This is a genomic window from Acinetobacter sp. MF4640 (genome assembly GCF_002018895.1).
Classification (GTDB): Bacteria; Pseudomonadota; Gammaproteobacteria; order Pseudomonadales; family Moraxellaceae; genus Acinetobacter; species Acinetobacter johnsonii.
Genome location: NZ_MVOM01000018.1, coordinates 1 through 20845, shown reverse-complemented (window position 1 = coordinate 20845; position 20845 = coordinate 1). Strand labels below are relative to the sequence as shown.

Below are 20845 nucleotides of genomic sequence, written 5' to 3'. Positions count from 1 at the left end.
TCCGTCAGTCTAAAAAAACTCTGATGAACATGCAAGGTTTGCTATAGGCAGGGTTTCAAAAACTAACACTTTTCATGTTTAGTCATTGGATGGTAGGCTTTGAGCTTCACATTCGCGGCGTACATCTTCCAAAATTTTCAATTCTTCAGCACTAAAGGGTTGTTCATTTTGTTGTTGCTTTTTAAAAGTTGGATCAAGCAAAGACAAACGTTGGCATAGGGTGTTCATCCTTTTCTCATTCAGCTGAATGCGGTCAAGTAGAACACGCATACCTTCAAGAATTGGATCAGACTGGTCTTGCGTTGCAGCATAAGGTTGGAAACCAATACTTTCTGCATAATCACGACGACGTGTTTCTGCTTCATCTTTCGGTTTATCTTTAGAAATAAAGCGTGCAGGATTACCCACTGCGGTGGTGTCAGCCGGAACAGCTTTGGTGACGACTGCATTTGAGCCGACTTTGGCATTTTTACCGACAGTAAAGGGGCCTAAAATTTTAGCGCCAGCACCCACTACCACGCCGTCTTCTAAGGTCGGGTGGCGTTTGCCTTTATTCCACGTGGTCCCACCTAAAGTGACGCCATGATATAGGGTCACATCATCACCAATTTCAGCGGTTTCACCAATCACGACGCCCATGCCATGGTCAATAAAAAAACGACGACCAATTTTCGCACCCGGGTGAATTTCAATACCTGTTGCAAAACGGCTAAAAGAAGACAATAAACGTGCTGAGCCTTTACATTCTTTTTTCCATAACTCATGCGCCATACGGTGCATGATCAAGGCATGAATGCCTGGATATGTGGTTAGAACTTCTAAAGTGTTTCGTGCCGCAGGATCGCGCGCGAATACAGCTTGTATATCTTCTTTGAGCTGTTTAAGCATTTGATTGATCCTCTGTTTGATCCGTATTTGACTTTTTCCATGTGCCGTTATTTAAAGCTTGTACACGACTAAAAATACCACGAAGTAAATGATATTCCATACGATCTAATTGTATACGTCCAAAAAGACGACGCAAGCGTAAAGGCAGTAAGCGAGGATTTTTTGGATCTAAAAATTCAATCTCAGCCAACATTTTTTCAATGTGCGGGTAGAACTGTTCCATTTGCTCATGTGTGACCAAAGGCTCATCCCACTGCATAGACTCTGTATCTGTTACAGGCATGGTTGCAGCTTCATCTTTACCGCTTTCCACAGCAGCAAGAGTTGCCATACGCATTTCATAACAAATCACTTGAATGGCTTGAGCCACATTTAGCACGCCATAGTCTGTATTTACAGGAATGGTGACATGATAGTTGGCCATGGCCAGTTCTTCGTTGGTCAGTCCGCGGTCTTCACGGCCAAATACAACAGCAACGTCTTGCTGATCATTCACCACTGCTGAAATTGATTTTTCAGCTGCGGGACGTGCGTCTAGCAAGGGCCAAGGAATGGTACGACTACGCGCACTCGTGCCAAACACTAAATGGCAGTCTTTGATGGCATCAGCAAGGGTTTCAACGATTTCAATCTGCTCAATTAAATCAGTTGCACCCGCAGCCAAAGCATCGATATCGGGATGTGGATAGGTTTTTGGCGCAACCAAAACCAGTTTTGAGAGTCCCATCGTTTTCATGGCGCGCAGTGCGCTACCAATGTTTGCAGGGAGTGTGGTATTGACCATGACAATACGCACATGGGAGAGATGCGCTGAAACAGCGGCATTGTCAAATTGGCTCATGATTTTTCCAATGAATCTTTAAAATTTAAATAATTAAGAGAACTGACCGACTTCAGCCTGATATAAGTCCATGGCATCATCCATGCTCATATCCGCAGGTGGCGGTGGTACATCTACAGGTTTGGCTTCTTCATAGCTCACCGCTTTGGCTGCTTTGGATTTGACTTGATATTCCACATGAAGATTTTCTTTACCAAAATAGTCACGGAGTTTAGACAGTAGTTCATCCTGCGGCGCCACTTTCCAATTAATCCCTAAGTGTAATTCAGCCGTGGCATACGGGTAGTCCAACAGCAATTGCAGCGGAATGTGATTACACATATCGACATTACAAAAGGGTGCAAGAATATTTTTTAAATCTTGGCTCAGTGTTTTTGTGCTATGTGTTGGGTCGAGACGAATTTGAATACAGTTGGCACGTTTTTGGCGAATTTCATTCAGGGTAAATGCCTTGGTTAAGCGTCCCATTGGACGGTCAAAGCCTTCACGCTCGTAAATTTCACCTTCAATTACCACCACTTTTTCATTTTGAATGATGTCTTTAAAACGCATAAAGCGTTCATGGTTCGCAGAGACTTCAATTCGTGAGGTACCATCATCTAAGGTCACCATCATTCGGTTCGGGAAGTTAGCTACATCAACCACGAGACCTGCAAAAACCGTAGTGACACCACGACGGGTTGGAGTAAGTTCATTAATTTTGTTCGGAATAAACGCTTTCAACTCAGTGCGATAGACATCAATTGGGTGGCCGGTTAAATACAACCCTAGAGTGTCTTTTTCACCTTTGAGACGGACTTCGTCCGACCATGGTTTAACGGGTTTGGCGGGTTTACGTTGTACTTCTTCAACATCACCGAACAAGTCCATGATGCCTGTTTCACGGTTTGAGCGAGCTTGATCTGCCGCTTGTACCGCTTCAGGAAGCTGCGCCATTAGACTTGAGCGCTCAATGCCGAGGCAGTCTAAAGCACCTGAGCGAATTAATGCTTCTAAAGTCCGTTTATTGATTTTTTTCAGATCAATACGATGGCAGAAATCAAACAAGTCACGATACGGCCCATCTTGAATACGCGAGTCAATAACCGACTGCATCGCTGCTTCGCCGACGCCTTTAATTGCACCGAGTCCATAAACGATCGTTTTGTCGTTCGAAGCATGGAATTGATAGATAGACATATTGACCGAAGGCGGCAATACCTCTATATCATTGTGTCGGCAGTCATCAATCAAGAACACCACGTTATCGGTGTTTTGCATTTCCGATGACATCACCGCTGCTAAGAATTCAGCTGGATAATGCGCTTTGAGCCATGCCGTTTGATAGGCCACTAAGGCATAAGCTGCAGCATGCGATTTGTTAAAGCCATAACCTGCGAACTTTTCCATATAGTCAAAGATATGGTTGGCAGTGGCTTTATCAATATCTTTTTTTGCTGCACCTTCCGTGAAAATTTGGCGCTGTTTGACCATTTCTTCGGGCTTTTTCTTACCCATCGCACGACGTAGTAAGTCCGCACCACCCAAGCTATAGCCCGCACAATACTGTGCTGCCTGCATTACCTGTTCTTGGTAAACCATAATGCCGTAAGTCGGCTCAAGTACACCTTCAAGTAGGGGGTGAAGATATTCAAACTCGCCACCATGCATACGGTGGATAAAGTCTGGAATCAGGTCCATTGGGCCCGGACGGTAAAGGGATACGAAGGCGATAATTTCTTCAAATTTGCTTGGACGTGCTTCTTTGAGCATTTTTTTCATGCCCACGGATTCAAACTGGAAGACCGCTGTGGTGTTGGCATTGGCAAAGATGAGATATGCATCTTTGTCATCAAGCGGAATGAACGCAATGTCTAAAGGCACATCTAGCTGAATGCGCTTATTGATATTCTTCACGGCATCTTCAATGACCGTTAAGTTACGCAGACCCAAGAAGTCGAACTTTACTAGACCTGCAGATTCAACATCGTCTTTATCGTACTGCGCAACACGACCTGTACCATCTGCGTCACATAGGACGGCAGAAAAGTCGGTAATTTTAGTTGGGGAAATGACCACGCCACCTGCGTGTTTACCTGTGTTACGGGTAATGCCTTCGAGTTTTAATGCCATTTCCCAAATTTCAGCAGCATCGTCATTGTCTGGGTTAGATGGGTTGGTGACAATGTCTTTAAGTTGTGGCTCTGCTTCAATGGATTCTTCGAGGCTTAAACCTAAAGGTTTGGTCGGAATCATTTTTGAGATTCGGTCTGCCAAACCATAGGATTTACCCAAGACACGTGCCACATCACGAATGGCACCTTTGGCTGCCATAGTACCGAAAGTGGCAATTTGTGATACTGCATCGCGTCCGTATGTACGCGCCACATAGTCAATCACACGATCACGACCAGCAATACAGAAATCGACGTCGAAATCGGGCATTGAAACACGTTCTGGGTTTAAGAAGCGTTCGAAGAGTAGTCCGTATGGGAGAGGATCGAGATCCGTAATTTTTAAGCTGTAAGCAACAAGTGAACCAGCACCTGAACCACGACCCGGGCCAACGGGCACGCCATTACCTTTGGACCATTGGATGAAGTCCATGACAATCAAGAAGTAGCCCGGGAAACCCATTTTAAGAATGGTCCCGATTTCATACTCTAAACGATCATCGTATTCTTTACGTTTTTGAGGCCAGTATTCATCACGCGTTTCAGGTGGATATAAAAAGTCTAAACGCTCTTCTAAACCTACTTTGGATAAATGTGCAAAGTAGGTGTCAATGGTATGGCCTTCAGGAATAGGGTAGTCAGGCAGGAAGTATTTACCTAATTGCAGGGTAACGTTACAACGCTTCGCGATCTGATAAGTATTTTCAATTGCAGATGGAATGTCTGCAAATAATTCTGCCATTTGTTGGCCAGTTTTAAAATATTGTTCTGGAGAATAATTTTTTGGTCGGCGATTATCCCCTAATACATAACCATCGGCAATACAGACACGGGCTTCATGTGCTTCAAAGTCTATTTCTTTCATGAAGTGCACATCGTTGTGCGCAACTACACCAATATTGTATTTTTTAGCCAGTTTTAAGGCTTCATAATTGAAGTCATCTTCACCTGAGCGTTCTGTTCGACATAGAGCCAAATAAACACGATTGCCAAATTTTGCAATCCATTCTTCGAGTAAAGGTTCGGCTTTTTGCGGATTCGATGTACAGAGCATTTTGCCGACATCAGATCGCATGCCAAGTAGCGCAATCAGGTCATGGTTTTGTTCTAAAATCCAGTCTTTTGCAACGCAAGGAATATCAAGCTGTTGACCACGGATAAAACCTTCTGAAACCAGTTCGGTTAGATTACGCCAGCCAACATTGCTCATCGCCAATAATGTCACACGATGTTCAGCATCGTTCAAACGAACTTCTGAACCCATAATCGGTTTGATGCCATTATCTAAGCATTTACCATAAAATTTTACAGCAGCGTGTAAGTTAGATAAGTCAGTAATGGCAAGGGCTGGCATACCTTCTGCCTTAGCAGCTTTGACTAAATCAGGTATACGTACAATTGATTCTGTGATTGAAAATTCTGTATGAATACCAAGATGTACAAAGTGCATAAGTGAGTCCCTGCAAAAACCGCTGGATAGTTTAACATGCTCTGCCTTCATTCTGAGTGCCATTCAAATGAATTGGCAAAATTTAATAGGTCGCAGTGTTTGGACTGTTTATTTTATTGTCAGTAAGTTCTAAACGACTTAGAAAAGTCAATGTTAGTCGCATTGTTTCTTGGCATAAAAGCCTTTAGCAGGCCACTGCTTGCTGAATGGCAAAGCTGCTTAACCGTCCATTTTTAAAACCAAAGTTGAGATAAGCCGTGTAGGGTGGGGCAAAGTCTTGCGGTTCTTTTAGAAAGGCTTTGATTTCATTGGGCTACAAGAGCAAAACTTGGGCTTCACCTGATGCTACCATACCTTGTGCACTGTATTTAAAGTCTTGTTTAAACTGCTGCAAAGTATAATTCGGTGTGATCTGAATATTTTGCACGCGTATATTTTCACTCATCGCTTGAGTGCTTTTCCAGTCAAGCCAAACACGGCCTTTGGTTTGACCGAGTTGTTTGAAATTCGTTTTGTCTTTATAGAATTTTTCAGTCTGAATCTTTGGATTATCTTCGTTAAAAATCTCAAACTTTAGGCTTTTGGGTTGGGTACTTGTAATACTGTATTCATAGTTGCCTGTACATTCGGCATATAGTTTGCTGGTTTTTCCATTCGGATGAGAGAGTAATTGACTGACTTGATGTGCTGACACGGGTGCATTGAGTTCAACCTGATTCACTTTCACACTGGTGACGTAGTTATAGGGATTTGAAGCTGCATGACTGAGCATCGGCAAAAGACTTAGACTGATCAATAGAGTTGTTATTTTCATCGTTATAGCTTTTAAAAGTTTTGTTTGCCGCATGATATAAAACTTAGACCTGAAAAAAAGCTCCCAATATTGAGAGCTTAATTTTGTTAGCGCAGTTTAGATAGCCAATCGCCAACGGATTGTACAATTTGCACCATGATTAACAGCACAATCACCGTGAGGATCACGACACTGGTATCAAAACGTTGATAACCATAAGAAATAGCAAGGTCACCAATACCACCTGCACCCACTGCACCGGCCATCGCGGTTGCACCAATTAAGCTAATCGTGGCTGTGGTTAAGTTTAAAATCAGTGAACTGCGTGCTTCAGGTAAAATAAATTTAAAGATGATTTGTAGTGGAGTTGCACCCATGGCTTGTGCAGATTCGATAATCCCCTCATTCACTTCCAGTAATGAAGTTTCCACCAAACGACCAATGTATGGTCCAACATAAATGGTGAGCGGAACAATCGCTGCCCACGTGCCAATCGATGTGCCGACGATGAGTTTGGTTAAAGGTAAAACCGCAATCAGCAAAATAATAAAGGGCAGAGAGCGCAGGGCATTCACAATTGGGTTCAGGCTGTGATAAATCGCTTTGTTTGGCAAAATACCATCAGGACGTGTGACCAATAAAATGATGGCCTGAATAAAGCCCCAAATACAGCCAAATAGCATTGCAAAAAACACCATATGAAATGTTTCTTGCAAAGCAGTAATAAACTGGTCAATTGATAAAGAGCTTTTCCAAAAAGGCGCTGTGATTTGAGTTAACCACTGGACAATTAAATCTCTCATGCCAGCTCTCCTGATTGTTCAACAGCCACACCATGTTGTTTTAAAAACTCAACCGCTTCAGCAATCAGGCTTTCATCGCCCAAGAGCTGAACAAACATTTGTCCAATCACATTGCCATCAATTTCAATCATGTTGGCAAACAGGATATTGAGACTAATATCAAACTGTTTAATTAAGTTTTGAATTACGGTTTCGTGTGCAGAGTTACCAAGAAACTGTAAGCGGTAAATACTATGATGATGCTTATGTTCGAGGTTATTCAGAAGTTTAATCGGTAGTTGTTGATGTAAAATCGTTTGAATAAAATTCTGTGTTGTTGCATGTTGTGGGCGACTAAATAAGTCCACCGTTTTCCCAGTTTCAACCACTTTGCCGAGTTCCATCACGGCCACATGTGAGCAGATGCTTTGAATCACATCCATTTCATGCGTCACCATGACGATGGTAATACCTTGCTCTTGATTGATTTTTTTGAGCAAGTCTAAAACTGACTTGGTGGTTTGCGGGTCTAGTGCAGAAGTCGCTTCGTCACAAAGTAATATTTTAGGATGGTTGGCAAGCGCACGTGCAATACCGACACGTTGTTTTTGACCACCCGAAAGCTCGTCTGGATAAGCTTCTTTTTTGTGTTTGAGATCAATAAACTCAAGTAGCTCATTCAAACGTTTTTCACGTTCAGCTTTGCTATAACCTAAAAGTTTCATGGGCATTTCAATATTGGCTGCAACGGTTTTGGTTTGCAGTAAATTAAAATGCTGGAAAATCATGCCAATATTTGCACGTTCTTGACGTAATGCTTTTGCATCTAATGCAGTAAAGTCTTTCTGATTGATAATTACTTGGCCTTCGGTTGGACGTTCAAGTAAATTGATCAAACGAATGAGGGTACTTTTACCTGCACCACTATAGCCAATAACGCCAAAAATACTACCTTCTGGAATATCCAAATTGATTTGGTCCAGTGCAGGAATGGTTTGGCCTTTCAGCTGATAGTGCTTTGAAATGTTTTTAAATTGAATCATATCGTCAAAAACTACACAAAAATGAAAAAACAGGCAAAGAGACTTTGCCTGTTTCGTTGATTTGATTATATTACTATTTAGCTTGAGTAAGGTAGCTTACAGGCTTGTTCACATCAATTTTTGTGCCGCCAAAATGTTCTTGAACATATTTGCCGACTGCAGCGACATGGTAAAGTTCACCGACTTTTTTCAGTACAGGGTCATTTTGACGCGCTTCAGCCACAGCAAGTACGTTTACGTTCATTTTTGTGGTTTGATCGATTGGTTCATAGTAAATCGCATCTTTCAATACGTTTAGACCACCTTCCATTGCAAGGGTATTACCCAAAACAATTGCATCAACTTCGTCTTTCACACGTACAGCTGTTGCCATTTGAATTGGTTTGATAACGAGAGCTTTGTTGTTTTCAACGATGTCTTTCGAAGTACCTTTCACGAAGTCGAAGTCATTTTTTAACTTCACTAGACCCGCAGATTGTAATAATAACAATGCACGTGATTCGTTCGCACCATCATTTGGAATTGCAATCGTAGCACCATTTTTAAATTCAGCCAGTGTTTTGACTTTGCTTGAATAGATGCCCATAGGCTCTAGGTAGGTCGTTGAAAGAGGGACAATCTTTGCTGTGTTCGCTTCGTTATATGCCACAAGGTAAGCATAAGATTGGAATGCGTTTACATCGACTTCATTGTTTGCAACAGCAGTATTCATTGCGACATAGTCAGTGAAGTTTTTGATGTCTAACTTTAAGCCCGCTGCTTTAGTTTCTGGCAAAGTTGCAATGTGGCGCCAAATATCAGCATCAGAGCCAGTCGATGCGATGGTTACTGTTTGCTCCGTTGCCGCTGTATCCGTTTTAGCTGCATCTGTTGCAGGTGCTTCAGGTTTGCTACAACCAGTTAAAGCAACAGATAAACCCAGCGCAATTCCTAGAATTTTTTTCATTTTTTCTTCCCGAGTAAGCATCTAAACGAGGCTTAACTTAGCTGAACAATAGAGAGATCAATTGATTTTAAATCAGGCATTTCTGATTTGTTGCATATGACTGTAATGTGAGTTTTGAAAGCGTGCAATTCGATATCAGTCGAATATGTGCTTTCACTTTGGAAAAGATTAACTTTTTCAACTCACTAGAAACATCTTTGCTCAATCGTTAAATTTTGCACATCATATCAACAAAGTAATATTCGATATAGAGCATAAAAGTTCAATACTTATCTTATTTAAAGATTAGTAATTTGAATTTTGTTTATAATTTTATAATGAAAACAATATATTATTTTTAATTAATCTATTTAAAAATAATAATTTGCATAAATTTTGTTCTTTATAAGATTTTATCTAAACTAAATACAAAAAATAGATATAACGAGTATAAAGTGCAAAAAGTATGTCTCAGAATACAGATGAATATAGCTACATCTTTAGAACTTGATTTATATTCATACGGATATATTTAAAAAAATTCGCAGAGGTTTGCAATAAAAAAACCCGCATTTAGCGGGTTTTTACGGTATGAATGTTTTTAAGCATTTTCACGCGCAATCGCACGATAACCAATATCCGTACGATATTGCATACCTTTAAATGTAACTTGACCACAAACTTCTAAAGCATTGACTTGCGCTTCAAGTACGGTATCGCCAAGAGCTGTGACACATAAAACACGACCACCTGCAGTCAAGATGTGACCGTCGGCACTCATTGTAGTGCCCGCATGGAAGATTTTTGTGTTCTCAGGAGATTGACCAAGACCAGAGATTACGTCACCTTGACGAACAGTTTCTGGGTAGCCTTCTGCTGCAAGAACAATACCAATTGATTTGCGTTCATCCCATTCAGCTTCTGCTGGAAGATTACCTGCAATACCAGCTTCAACCAGATCGACCAATGATGATTTTAAACGCATCATAATCGGTTGTGTTTCAGGGTCACCAAAACGACAGTTAAATTCGATTACACGAGGTTGACCTTGTTCATCAATCATGAGGCCTGCATATAAGAAGCCTGTGTAAACATGACCATCTTTTTTCATGCCTTCCACAGTTGGACGCATAATTTCAGTCATTGCACGATCAAATACTTCAGAGGTAACCACTGGAGCAGGTGAGTATGCACCCATACCGCCCGTGTTTGGACCTTGGTCACCTTCAAAAATACGCTTGTGATCTTGTGAAGTCGCCATCGGTAAAATGTTGTCACCATCAATCATACAAATGAAAGACGCTTCTTCACCCGCAAGGAACTGTTCAATCACAACACGTGAACCAGCATCACCAAATTTGTTGCCCGCCAACATGTCATCAATCGCATCAAAAGCTTCTTGGTTGGTCATGGCTACAATCACGCCTTTACCCGCAGCAAGACCATCGGCCTTGATCACGATTGGTGCGCCATTTTTTTCAACAAATGCTTTCGCTGCATCGACTTCAGTAAATACATCGTAGAACGCTGTAGGAATGTTGTGGCGTTTTAAGAAGTGCTTAGCAAATGCTTTTGAGCCTTCTAGCTGGGCAGCAAATTGAGTTGGGCCCCAAATTTGAAGCTCTGCCGCGCGGCAAGCATCCACCACACCATTTACAAGTGGTGCTTCTGGACCCACAATAATCAAATCTACGGCATTGTTTTTTGCAAAGTCGATAATTGCAGCATTGTCTAAAATGTTGAGTGCAATATTTTCACATTTGTTTTCTGTTGCAGTTCCTGCATTGCCTGGTGCAACAAAAACTTTTGCAACTTTTTCATCTTGCGCGATTTTCCATGCCAATGCATGTTCACGACCGCCATTACCCAAAACTAAAATGTTCATCTTACTATCCTTTTTTAATCCCTCCCAACCTCCCTTTGAAAAGGGAGGGGTATCACGAATTTAAAGAGTCCTTTAATTCATGACAAGTCCCCCTTTAAAAAGGGGGATTTAGGGGGATTTTTGAATATGAATTATTGTAAATTAATGACGGAAGTGGCGCATGCCAGTGAAGACCATTGCAATACCAGCTTCATCAGCTGCTGCAATAGTTTCTTCATCACGCATTGAACCGCCCGGCTGGATAATACATTTAATGCCTGCTTTCGCTGCATTATCAATACCATCGCGGAATGGGAAGAATGCATCAGAGGCCATTACAGCACCTTCAACCACTAAGCCTGCATGCTCCGCTTTAATTGCAGCAATACGCGCTGAGTTAACACGGCTCATTTGACCTGCACCTACACCAATGGTTTGACGACCTTTAGCATAAACAATGGCATTTGATTTCACGTATTTCGCAACTTTCCATGCAAAAATTAAATCATCAATCTCAGCATCCGTTGGTGCGCGTTTCGTCACGACTTTTAAATCATCTTTGGTGATCATACCTAAGTCTTGGTCTTGAACCAATAAACCGCCATTGACGCGTTTATAGTCAAGTTGTGGCGCACGCTCATCAAGTGCAGGTAATTCACCACAAACGAGAACACGAACATTTTTCTTCACGCCAGTGACTTCAAGTACGCCTTCAGCAATGCTTGGTGCAATGATGACTTCCACAAACTGACGGTCAACAATCGCTTGTGCAGTTGCAACGTCTAATTCACGGTTGAATGCAATGATACCGCCGAAAGCTGATTCAGGATCTGTTGCATAAGCCAAGTCATATGCTGCTTGAATACCATCTAAAGATACAGCAACACCACATGGGTTTGCGTGTTTAACGATGACACAAGCAGGTTTTGCAAATGATTTGACACATTCAAGTGCGGCATCTGTATCTGCAATGTTGTTATAAGAAAGTTCTTTACCTTGAAGTTGTTTCGCTGTTGAAACAGATGCTTCAGTTGCTGTATTTTCTACATAGAATGCTGCTGACTGATGCGGGTTTTCACCATAACGTAAGTCTTGAGCTTTATTTAATTGTGTATTGAAGGTACGTGCAAACTTGTCAGCTTGACCTTCTTCCTTGCCTACGCGAGCGCCTAGGTAAGAAGCAATCATGCCATCATACTGTGCTGTATGTTCAAATGCTTTAACGGCTAAGTCAAAACGAGTTTCATAAGACAAAGCACCATTTGCTTTTAGCTCAGCAACAACAGTGTCATAGTCTGTAGCATTGACCACAATACCCACAGATGCATGGTTTTTCGCAGCAGCACGCACCATGGTTGGGCCGCCGATGTCGATATTTTCAATCGCATCCGCAAGTGAGCAGTTTGGTTTAGCGACTGTTGCAGCAAATGGATAAAGGTTCACAACCACAAGATCGATCGCATCGATATTGTGTTCAGCCATCACAGCTTCGTCTAGACCGCGACGAGCTAAGATACCACCATGAATTTTCGGGTGTAGCGTTTTTACACGACCATCCATCATTTCTGGGAAACCCGTATGCTCTGAAACTTCGACTACAGCGATATTGTTGTCTTTTAACAACTTATATGTACCGCCAGTAGATAAAATTTCTACCCCTAGAGCAACAAGGTTTTGAGCGAACTCAACAATGCCAGTTTTATCGGAAACAGAGATTAAAGCGCGTTTAATGGTCATGATCTTCGTCACAGTTATCAAGAATTAAAACAAAAAGCCAAAAATAGCAGGTAAAAAAAATGCCCGCGGAAGCCGCAAGCATTTTATCATTTATTCACTCATTAAACCGTGAGCTTTTAACTTTTTACGTAAAGTTCCACGGTTAAGTCCTAGAATCTCCGCAGCACGTGTTTGGTTACCGCGGGTATATTCTAAAACTACAGATAGAAGAGGTTTCTCCATTTCTGCCAGCACCATGTCGTAGACCTGAGATGGTTGCTCGCCTTGCAGTTGTGCAAAATAGTGGCGAACTGCGCGATCTACGTGAATACGAAGAGCGACATCAGACTGTGCAGTAAAAATAGGAGATTTGCTATTCATGCGAAGTAATCCGAAAAATCTAAATATCACTTGGGTAAAGTGACATATATAAAGTGGTCTAAAATTAAAATGAACTTCGTTTTAGATCCTAAAACGACTAGTTCTAAAACTGTACATTTAGCATGCCACAATATCGCTAAGTTGGTCGAAATATAAGCGTAACAATAGTTAAATATTTGTTACCGACCTTTTTTAAACAAAAAAATCTGCTAAATACGCGATATTTCGATAACGCGCATTTTTGCTGATGTTCTATTTGTATTAAAAGACTGAGGAGATTGCAGCACTAAGCTTTTGTGGCGCGTATCATACCATTGTCTAAGAAAAAGTGAGCAAGAAAACTGCATTTTTTTTCACTTTTTTTACATTTTTTTTAAATTTTAGGGCTGGACTATTTCTAAACTGTAATGATTGAAGCTTTTACGGCTGACTGGCAGGCTAAATTTGAATTTGAACGGACTATTTTTAGGAATTCGTTTAATTCCAACCAGGCTATCAATCAAATATTCATTTGCATGTAGTTGATAGGTTGAATCGACTTCACCATCCACTTTTAAAATGACCTTAAGATCTGGTAGGGGAAGGCTGGTGTCATGATAGTTGATCAGTTCACCTGAAAATTGAGTTTTCTGTGCATCGAGACGTTTTACTTTTAATTTGTTAATGCTGATCAGACTGTAACGTTCTTGTAGGCTGCTACAGTTCAGTACGAGACAAATTTTATTATAGGTTGCACCTAATGCTGGGCTATTATTGAGGATATGTGGATTAAACCATAGGTATTGGAAACACAATAATGCCAATAAGCTGAAATTAATCACACCCCAAAGCATATAGTACATCGGGCTTTTTTGCGGTTTCGTTGGATTGTTGTCTGCCAAATTCATGGCAGGATAGTTACCAATCGGGTCGGTACTAAAATAGTTTAAATTGTTTAAATAGGTTTTGAGGTCAATGTTGGAGTGCTCAACTTTCAGATTGAAAATATCAAGCAAATTTGATGTCGACATTGAAAGCGCAGCAGATTGTGATAAATCAAAATGAATGCTGTCTACACGAGGAGAGGAAAATGCTGAATTTGAAGACATGCTCATGTCATTCTGATTCGACGATCTTTCCTCACCTGTGTCAAAAGTATGACCCGTGCTTAAATGCGAGAGCGCATTAAAGGTCATCGAACACTTTGGGCAACAAACCATACCTTGCGCAACAGTGAGTTGTGCAACACTTACTTTGTAGATGGTTAGGCATTTAGGGCAAGAGGTTTGTTTGTCGCTCATAGTGTATTAAGGGTTCATTTAAAGGGTGTGGCGTTTACCCGAGATTCGGCACCAGTTTTCATCACGTTTCTCGACCTCTAATATATCAAAAAACTCAGAATAAACACTAGAAACATCAGAAACTTGCTCTTCAATTACACCTGCAAGTGCGAACTCTCCCTCAGATTTGACTAAAGTTGCGAATTCAGGCGCTAACATCATGAGCGGGCCTGCCAAAATATTTGCAACAAAGACATCTGCTTTTTGGTCAGCAAGCTCTAAATTGAACTCGTCTGGTAAGCCGACATAAAGGTTCTCAGCCACGCCATTGAGCGCCGCATTTTGTTCAGTGGCTAAAATTGCTTGTGGATCAATATCTGTGGCATAGACTTTTTTTGCACCAAGAAGTAGAGCAGCAACACCTAAAATACCTGAACCACAACCATAGTCGATCACGATTTTATCTTTAACATCAGTTTTACCTAACCACTGCAGGCAAAGAAAAGTAGATGCATGGTTCCCCGTACCAAACGCTAAGCCTGGATCAAGTTTAATGTTCACTGCATCCGGTTCTGGTGCTTCCATCCATTCAGGCACAATCCAGTATTTATCAGCAATTTGAATTGGTTCGTAGGCATCCATCCATGTGCGTTCCCATTCTTGGTCTTCAAGAAATTCGCTACGCATCGGTGCATCAGGCATTTGAGTGCGAATAAACGTTTCTAATGCATTGACATCAATTTCTTCGTCGTCTTCTTGCGCATAGATACCCGTCACAATGACTTTATTCCAAAGTGGCGTTTCACCTGGAAGTGGTTCAAGTAAGTCTTGGTTTTCTGCATCATCTAATGTGACACTGACTGCACCCAAAGATTCTAAAAGGGTTTCAGTAAAATCGACTTGCGCTTGATCAACCGTAATATGAATTTGTAACCACTTCACAGGAATAACCTAATATTTATGTATAAATAAATATTGTAGCGGAACAGGGGGCAGTTCGACAGCATTCCTCAAAATAAAAAAGGATGCCGAAGCATCCTTAGATCTACACCTGTTCTAGGCTTGTTCTGTACTGGTTTGAACCGATGGGGCAAAACGGTTGAGTAATGTCCCAAAGATGGCAGCAAAGATATACATAAAAATAGAATAGACCGCTGCGGGCATGGCAATGGTGGTACTGGCCATCACGGTGAGTGCAATGGTCATGGCAAGGGTACTGTTATGAATGCCAATTTCAAAGGCACAGGCCCGAGCTTGAGCACTGTTGATCCCGAGTAGTCTCGGTACAAAATAACCAATCATTAAACTACAAATACAGAAAATGACTGTCGCTAAACCGACCTGAGTCAGATACTCCAGAATATGGGCGCGTTCTTTGGCTATTGCTCCAACAATGATTAAGACCAAAAATACAACAGAAAAAATACGCAATGGCTTATTCAGCTTCTTGGTAAAAGAAGGTGCATAGTGGCGAATCAACATACCAATACAGACGGGGATAAGAATAATCGAGAATACCTGCAAGATTTTACTAAACTGCATACTGACGTGTTGTCCATCCTGCATAAAGTACTGAATGGCAAAGTTGACAATTAGCGGCAAGGTAAACGCTGCAATAACGGAGTTAATTGCGGTTAAAGTAATATTGAGCGCAATATCACCTTTAAACAAATAGCTAAATAAGTTTGCAGTACTACCACCTGGAGAAGCTGCTAAGAGCATTAAGCCGACGGCAAGCAGTGGCGGTAAGTTGAGTACTTTGCAAATTACAAAGGCAATCCCAACAAGAAGTACCAACTGACAAAATAAAGCAACCAATACTGCTTTGGGATGCTTGCTGACGCGTGCAAAATCCTTCGGAGTTAACTCTAAGCCCAAGCCAATCATGATGATGGCAAGAGCTAGGGGTAACATAATAGTTATAATTCCTGAATCCATAGGTGCATATTCTCCTTAAAATTATATAAATCATGACCGTGAACTTATTCAGCTACGGTCTCTTTCTTCAAAAATAAACTGTCATTTCTTCGCGAGATTAATAGGCCTAATAACGCAGCAAATACAAACATGAAAATAGAATAAATACCGGCAGGAATGGCCATGGCAGTGTTGCCTAAGACTGACAGGGCAACCGTAATGGCAAGTGCGGTGTTATGAATGGTGATCTCAAAGGAGCAAGTTAAGGCTTGCTTTTCTGGAATATTGGCAAGATGTGGCACAAAAAAACCAATAAACATGCTACAGAAGCAGAATAAGGCTACGGCAGGCCCAATCTCAAACACATATTCAACAAAATTATGTCGCTCTAAGTACAGTGCGAGAAAAAAGATAAAAAGAAGACAGCTTGCAGACAAAATACGCATTGGGCGGTTTAATCTGTCGGCAAGTTTTGGAAAGTAATAACGTAAAAACATGTCCATACTGACTGGAAGTAAAGTGATGAAAAAAACTTTCATCATTTTCATGGCGGGCATGTCAACGGGTTGTGATGTTTGTAGAAAGTACATCAGTGAAAAATTAATAATAAAAGGCAGGGTTAGTGTTGAAATGATGGAGTTCGTGGCTGTAAGAGTAATGTTGAGCGCAACATCACCTTTAAATAAATAGGTCAATAGATTTGACGTTGGTCCGCCCGGTGAGGCTGCAACGAGCATCAAACCAATCGCGAAAATAGGCGCTAAATTTAAAAATTGGCAAATCAGGAACGCAATGCCAACTAGCAGCACTAACTGTGAAAATAACGCGATGAAAATGACTTTGGGGTGCAGTGTGAGGCGATAAAAATCAGCTGGGCGTAGGTGTAAACCAAGCCCCATCATCATCAATGCCAAAGTCAAAGGCAAAAAAACTGTAAACAATTCCGAATCCATGGAATACCTTTTTTATTCGTTTTTTATCTTTTGTGTTTTTGAGTGTATACAGAATTCAATAATTTACAAGGTCGAAAAAAGGGTAAAAAATGGACTATTTTTTACCCTCAATACAGCATGAACTTTAAATTGTTTTGCTTACATTCTTGGTTTAGGTGCTACAAAACCAAGGGCACATTTGCCTTTAATTTCTTTACCTTCGATATTGATTGATGTCGCTTTTGAGTCGCCTTGGCAAATGCTGGCTAACTCAGCTTCATCACCATGAATATTGGCATTTTTTGAGCTTGGGAAAAATTGAGGTTCACAGGTACCATTCCAAATAATGCCTCGATAGGCAAAACTAACCGCTGTTCCTTGTGACTTGCCTTTACAGACTTGTTGATAACGTTGACTATCATAGACTTTTTCAACTTTGTCGTTGGCTGATACAAAAGGCGAAAAAAATAAACCGCAGAGAATGGATGAAAAAAGAATCTTCTTATTCATAATGCTTACCTTTGGTTGTTGTATGATCAACTTATAGGATAAAAAATGATCAAATTAATGCAAGGCTTTTCAGGTAACAAAACGCATCCTTTGTTGAGTTTTTGCTACTGCTCTGCAAGTAAAATTACATAAACCTAGTGCTGGCGCAGTAAGCACAGCACCGCATATACAATAAATTCCACGGAATCTGTCAACTTACAATCGAAAATTTGCTATAATCTTTCGTTATCATTTTTTAATCTCCTTTACCACTATGCATTATCCTAAAGTTTACGATGTCATTGTTATCGGCGGCGGTCACGCAGGTACAGAAGCAGCATTGGCTGCGGCACGTATGGGGCGACAGACTTTACTCTTAACTCATAATATTGAGACTTTAGGGCAGATGAGCTGTAATCCAGCAATTGGTGGTATTGGTAAATCGCATTTGGTGCGTGAAATTGATGCCTTGGGCGGTGCAATGGCATTGGCTGCCGATAAAGGTGGTATTCAGTTCCGTATCCTAAACTCACGTAAAGGTGCAGCCGTTCGTGCAACACGTGCACAGGCAGACCGTATTCGCTATAAAGCCGCGATTCGTGACACTTTAGAAAACCAAGCAAATCTCGATATTTTCCAACAAGCCGCAGACGACCTGATTGTTGAGGGTGATACTGTAAAGGGTGTTGTAACTCAAACGGGTATTCGCTTTGATGCGAAAACAGTTGTACTCACCGCAGGGACGTTCTTAGGTGGTGTAATCCACGTAGGGCTTGAAAAATCAAGCGGTGGCCGTGCAGGTGATCCACCTTCAATTTCACTGGCACACCGTTTACGTGAATTGAATTTGCCAGTGGGTCGTTTAAAGACAGGTACGCCACCACGTATTGATGCGCGTTCAGTTAATTTTTCTGTGATGATTCCACAGCCGGGTGATTTCCCATCACCGACTATGTCATTCATGGGTGATGCATCTATGCACCCTGAACAAGTGAATTGTTATATCACACATACCAATGAAAAAACCCATGACATCATCCGTGGTGGTTTAGATCGTTCTCCGATGTACACTGGTGTCATTGAAGGCGTGGGCCCACGTTACTGCCCATCTATTGAAGACAAAATTCACCGCTTTGCCGATAAAGACTCACATCAAGTGTTCTTAGAACCTGAAGGTTTAGATACACATGAGCTTTATCCAAATGGTATTTCAACTTCACTTCCGTTTGATGTGCAGTTTGAATTGGTTCGTTCAATTCGCGGGATGGAAAATGCGCACATTTTACGTCCGGGCTATGCTATTGAATACGATTATTTCAACCCGCAAGCATTGAAGTTTACTTTAGAAACCAAAGCCATCAATAACTTGTACTTTGCCGGTCAAATCAATGGTACGACAGGTTATGAAGAGGCGGGTGCACAAGGTCTACTAGCAGGCTTAAATGCTGCGCGTCGTGCGTGGGATCAAGAGCAATGGACACCAAAACGTGATGAAGCCTATATGGGCGTATTGGTGGATGACTTGATTACGCTCGGTACGAAAGAACCGTACCGTATGTTTACTTCACGAGCCGAATATCGTTTGATGCTACGAGAAGACAATGCGGATCAACGTTTAACGCCAGTGGGTCGTGAAATGGGTTTGGTGGATGATGAGCGTTGGGCAGCTTACTGTGAAAAAATGGAAGCGGTTGAACTGGAAACAGGTCGCTTACAACACCTTTGGGCGGCACCAAACAACCCAATGGGCAAAAAGTTTGTCGAAATGACGGGTGCAGATTTATCGAAAGAATGCTCTGCGATTGATTTGTTAAAACGTCCGAATATTTCATTTGCTCAAATTGCGGAGCTCACAGGTTCAGAAGTGTCTGCACAAGTGGGCGATCAAATTGAAATCGCGGTGAAATATGCAGGTTATATTAACCGTCAGCATGAAGACGTTGCGCAAATGAAGCGTTTGGAAGAAACCAAAATTCCAGCCGATTTTAATTATGATGTCGTTTCAGGGTTATCTCGTGAAATTACTTTAAAATTGAAAGATGTACGTCCTGAGACATTAGCTCAAGCCAATCGTATTCCGGGGGTAACACCTGCAGCAGTGCAATTGATCATGATTACGATCCGTAAAAATGCACAAGCGAAAAAATCTGCGTAGGATTTTAAAGTTATAAAAAACCCGCTGAGTGCGGGTTTTTTTGTTTATGTTACTTTGTTTGCTTCTTCTTTTGTTTTTAAGCGTTCCAAAAGCTCTATAAACCATTGTTCATTGCGAACTTTGTCTAAGTCTTTATCTTCCGATAAATGATTAAATGGATTATGAGGTAGTGTGCTATGTTGCTCTGCATGAAGTAAGTTATCTTTACAGAGTTTTGAATTGTTTTTTATGGAGTAGTAACAAGCAATATTATATGTTTCATTTGGGCTTAATTTAAGTGCTTTCTGAATATATTCGAAAGCTTGTTCAATTAAATCAGTGTCTTGCTTAAGGTGAGAGTAGTCAAGTAATACATTTGAAAGATTTATAAGTGCTTTTAAATCATCATTATCTATTACCAAACATTTTTTATATTGATTAATTGATTCTTTAACTAAATTTTCTCTGTCATTTTGCGATTTAGCATAAATTTGTAGAAGCAAAGCATGGTTAAATAAACAACCTGTATGTTTGGGATTTATCTTTTCAGCATTTTTATATAAATCAAATGCTTCATCATATTTATTGCTATCTTTTAACAGTCTAGCTTGTTTGTCATAAGCCCACATTATGTTATCAATAGCAGCACTACTTAATCCTAAAGTTGATTCTTTAGTCGGATATTTATGAATAATAGCTGTATATAAGCTATCGATTAAAGGTTTTTTTGATTGCTCTTTTAAATATTCTCTTAGATTACTTAGAACATCTAACCCATCAGAGAGAGGATAGTCTTGAATCAAATCTAATTGTGTGTTTAAAAAAGTATAAGGGTTTAAAAAAAGTTCTGGAGGAAAACATTCAAGTTCTTTAGCAAGCAGGGCGAATTCAAACATGAGGTGCGACAGTTTCAAAAGCCTTATGATAATCAACAAGCTGAGCAAATTTCTCTAATGGTGTAAGCCAATCTAACGCCTTTCTAGGACGAGTATTCAGTGACATGGCAACTTGATTTAAATAATGCTGATCTGCCTGATTTAAATCAATCCCTTTAGGTAAATATTGCCTAATTAAACCATTCATATTTTCGCATGTGCCTTTTTGCCAGGGTGAATGTGGGTCACAGAAATATACATCTATGCCTAAATCTTGGCAGAGTAAAACTTGAAGTGCGACATAAACCACCTAATTAATTTAAAGGGTTTATGGAGTATATAAAATTGTCATACCATCATCTTAACTTTGAAGATCGTACTGCATTAATGCTTGAGTCAAGAA

At 40.8% G+C, this 20845-nt stretch carries 17 protein-coding genes and 1 pseudogene; 1 reads left to right on the top strand and 17 read right to left on the bottom strand.

From position 1 onward, the window contains the following. Positions 1–78 precede the first annotated feature (78 nt). The 15 genes from cysE to MF4640_RS07880 all read right to left on the bottom strand — a co-directional run bounded on the left by cysE (position 79) and on the right by MF4640_RS07880 (position 17454). Positions 79–888, bottom strand: coding sequence for a serine O-acetyltransferase (gene cysE, locus MF4640_RS07950; protein WP_004696365.1), 810 nt, complete (start codon positions 886–888; stop codon positions 79–81). Then, positions 881–1729 carry an RNA methyltransferase gene (locus MF4640_RS07945; RefSeq protein ID WP_078389207.1) on the bottom strand — a complete coding sequence of 283 codons (849 nt, stop codon included), beginning with the start codon at positions 1727–1729 and terminating at the stop codon, positions 881–883. Before MF4640_RS07945 ends, cysE begins: the two co-directional genes overlap by 8 nt. Positions 1730–1762: 33 nt before the next feature. Then, on the bottom strand, positions 1763–5332 hold the full coding sequence (gene dnaE, locus MF4640_RS07940) for a DNA polymerase III subunit alpha (RefSeq protein WP_078389206.1): 3570 nt from the start codon (positions 5330–5332) through the stop codon (positions 1763–1765). A 313-nt stretch (positions 5333–5645) separates the two neighbouring features. Beyond that, complete coding sequence (locus MF4640_RS07935) at positions 5646–6146, bottom strand: hypothetical protein (protein ID WP_227518529.1); 501 nt, start codon at positions 6144–6146, stop codon at positions 5646–5648. 86 nt (positions 6147–6232) lie between these two features. Further along, complete coding sequence (locus MF4640_RS07930) at positions 6233–6928, bottom strand: methionine ABC transporter permease (RefSeq protein ID WP_004696373.1); 696 nt, start codon at positions 6926–6928, stop codon at positions 6233–6235. Beyond that, positions 6925–7950: a methionine ABC transporter ATP-binding protein gene (locus tag MF4640_RS07925; RefSeq protein WP_078389205.1), complete on the bottom strand. Its 1026-nt coding sequence runs from the start codon at positions 7948–7950 to the stop codon at positions 6925–6927. The genes MF4640_RS07930 and MF4640_RS07925 overlap by 4 nt, the downstream gene beginning before the upstream one ends. Positions 7951–8023: 73 nt before the next feature. After that, complete coding sequence (locus tag MF4640_RS07920; protein WP_078389233.1) at positions 8024–8896, bottom strand: MetQ/NlpA family ABC transporter substrate-binding protein; 873 nt, start codon at positions 8894–8896, stop codon at positions 8024–8026. A 580-nt stretch (positions 8897–9476) separates the two neighbouring features. Continuing rightward, the gene (gene purD / locus MF4640_RS07915) at positions 9477–10760 is read right to left on the bottom strand and encodes a phosphoribosylamine--glycine ligase (RefSeq protein WP_078389204.1); all 1284 of its coding nucleotides are present in this window, start codon (positions 10758–10760) and stop codon (positions 9477–9479) included. A 141-nt stretch (positions 10761–10901) separates the two neighbouring features. Further along, complete coding sequence (gene purH / locus MF4640_RS07910; protein ID WP_078389203.1) at positions 10902–12476, bottom strand: bifunctional phosphoribosylaminoimidazolecarboxamide formyltransferase/IMP cyclohydrolase; 1575 nt, start codon at positions 12474–12476, stop codon at positions 10902–10904. A 90-nt stretch (positions 12477–12566) separates the two neighbouring features. Further along, positions 12567–12836: a DNA-binding transcriptional regulator Fis gene (gene fis / locus MF4640_RS07905; protein WP_001086304.1), complete on the bottom strand. Its 270-nt coding sequence runs from the start codon at positions 12834–12836 to the stop codon at positions 12567–12569. A 380-nt stretch (positions 12837–13216) separates the two neighbouring features. Continuing rightward, positions 13217–14116, bottom strand: a complete 900-nt coding sequence (locus MF4640_RS07900; protein WP_078389202.1) for a DUF3426 domain-containing protein — start codon at positions 14114–14116, stop codon at positions 13217–13219. 18 nt (positions 14117–14134) lie between these two features. Next, positions 14135–15037: a 50S ribosomal protein L11 methyltransferase gene (prmA, locus tag MF4640_RS07895; RefSeq protein ID WP_004696394.1), complete on the bottom strand. Its 903-nt coding sequence runs from the start codon at positions 15035–15037 to the stop codon at positions 14135–14137. A gap of 114 nt (positions 15038–15151) precedes the next feature. Further along, positions 15152–16033, bottom strand: coding sequence for a bile acid:sodium symporter family protein (locus MF4640_RS07890; RefSeq protein WP_010327049.1), 882 nt, complete (start codon positions 16031–16033; stop codon positions 15152–15154). Positions 16034–16077: 44 nt separating this feature from the next. Continuing rightward, entirely contained in the window at positions 16078–16965 is an 888-nt protein-coding gene (locus MF4640_RS07885; RefSeq protein WP_078389201.1) for a bile acid:sodium symporter family protein, read from the bottom strand. 138 nt (positions 16966–17103) lie between these two features. Continuing rightward, the gene (locus MF4640_RS07880) at positions 17104–17454 is read right to left on the bottom strand and encodes a hypothetical protein (protein ID WP_004696401.1); all 351 of its coding nucleotides are present in this window, start codon (positions 17452–17454) and stop codon (positions 17104–17106) included. Positions 17455–17707: 253 nt separating this feature from the next. Between MF4640_RS07880 and mnmG the strand changes: the two genes are divergently transcribed. After that, positions 17708–19588, top strand: coding sequence for a tRNA uridine-5-carboxymethylaminomethyl(34) synthesis enzyme MnmG (gene mnmG, locus MF4640_RS07875; RefSeq protein WP_078389200.1), 1881 nt, complete (start codon positions 17708–17710; stop codon positions 19586–19588). Positions 19589–19632: 44 nt separating this feature from the next. Here mnmG and MF4640_RS07870 read toward each other — a convergent pair whose 3' ends face one another. After that, positions 19633–20463: a hypothetical protein gene (locus MF4640_RS07870; protein WP_078389199.1), complete on the bottom strand. Its 831-nt coding sequence runs from the start codon at positions 20461–20463 to the stop codon at positions 19633–19635. Continuing rightward, a pseudogene (locus MF4640_RS07865) lies at positions 20456–20728 on the bottom strand (IS30 family transposase); the annotation flags it as partial. The gene MF4640_RS07870 and the pseudogene MF4640_RS07865, both read right to left, overlap by 8 nt. Between the last annotated feature and the right edge of the window lie 117 nt (positions 20729–20845).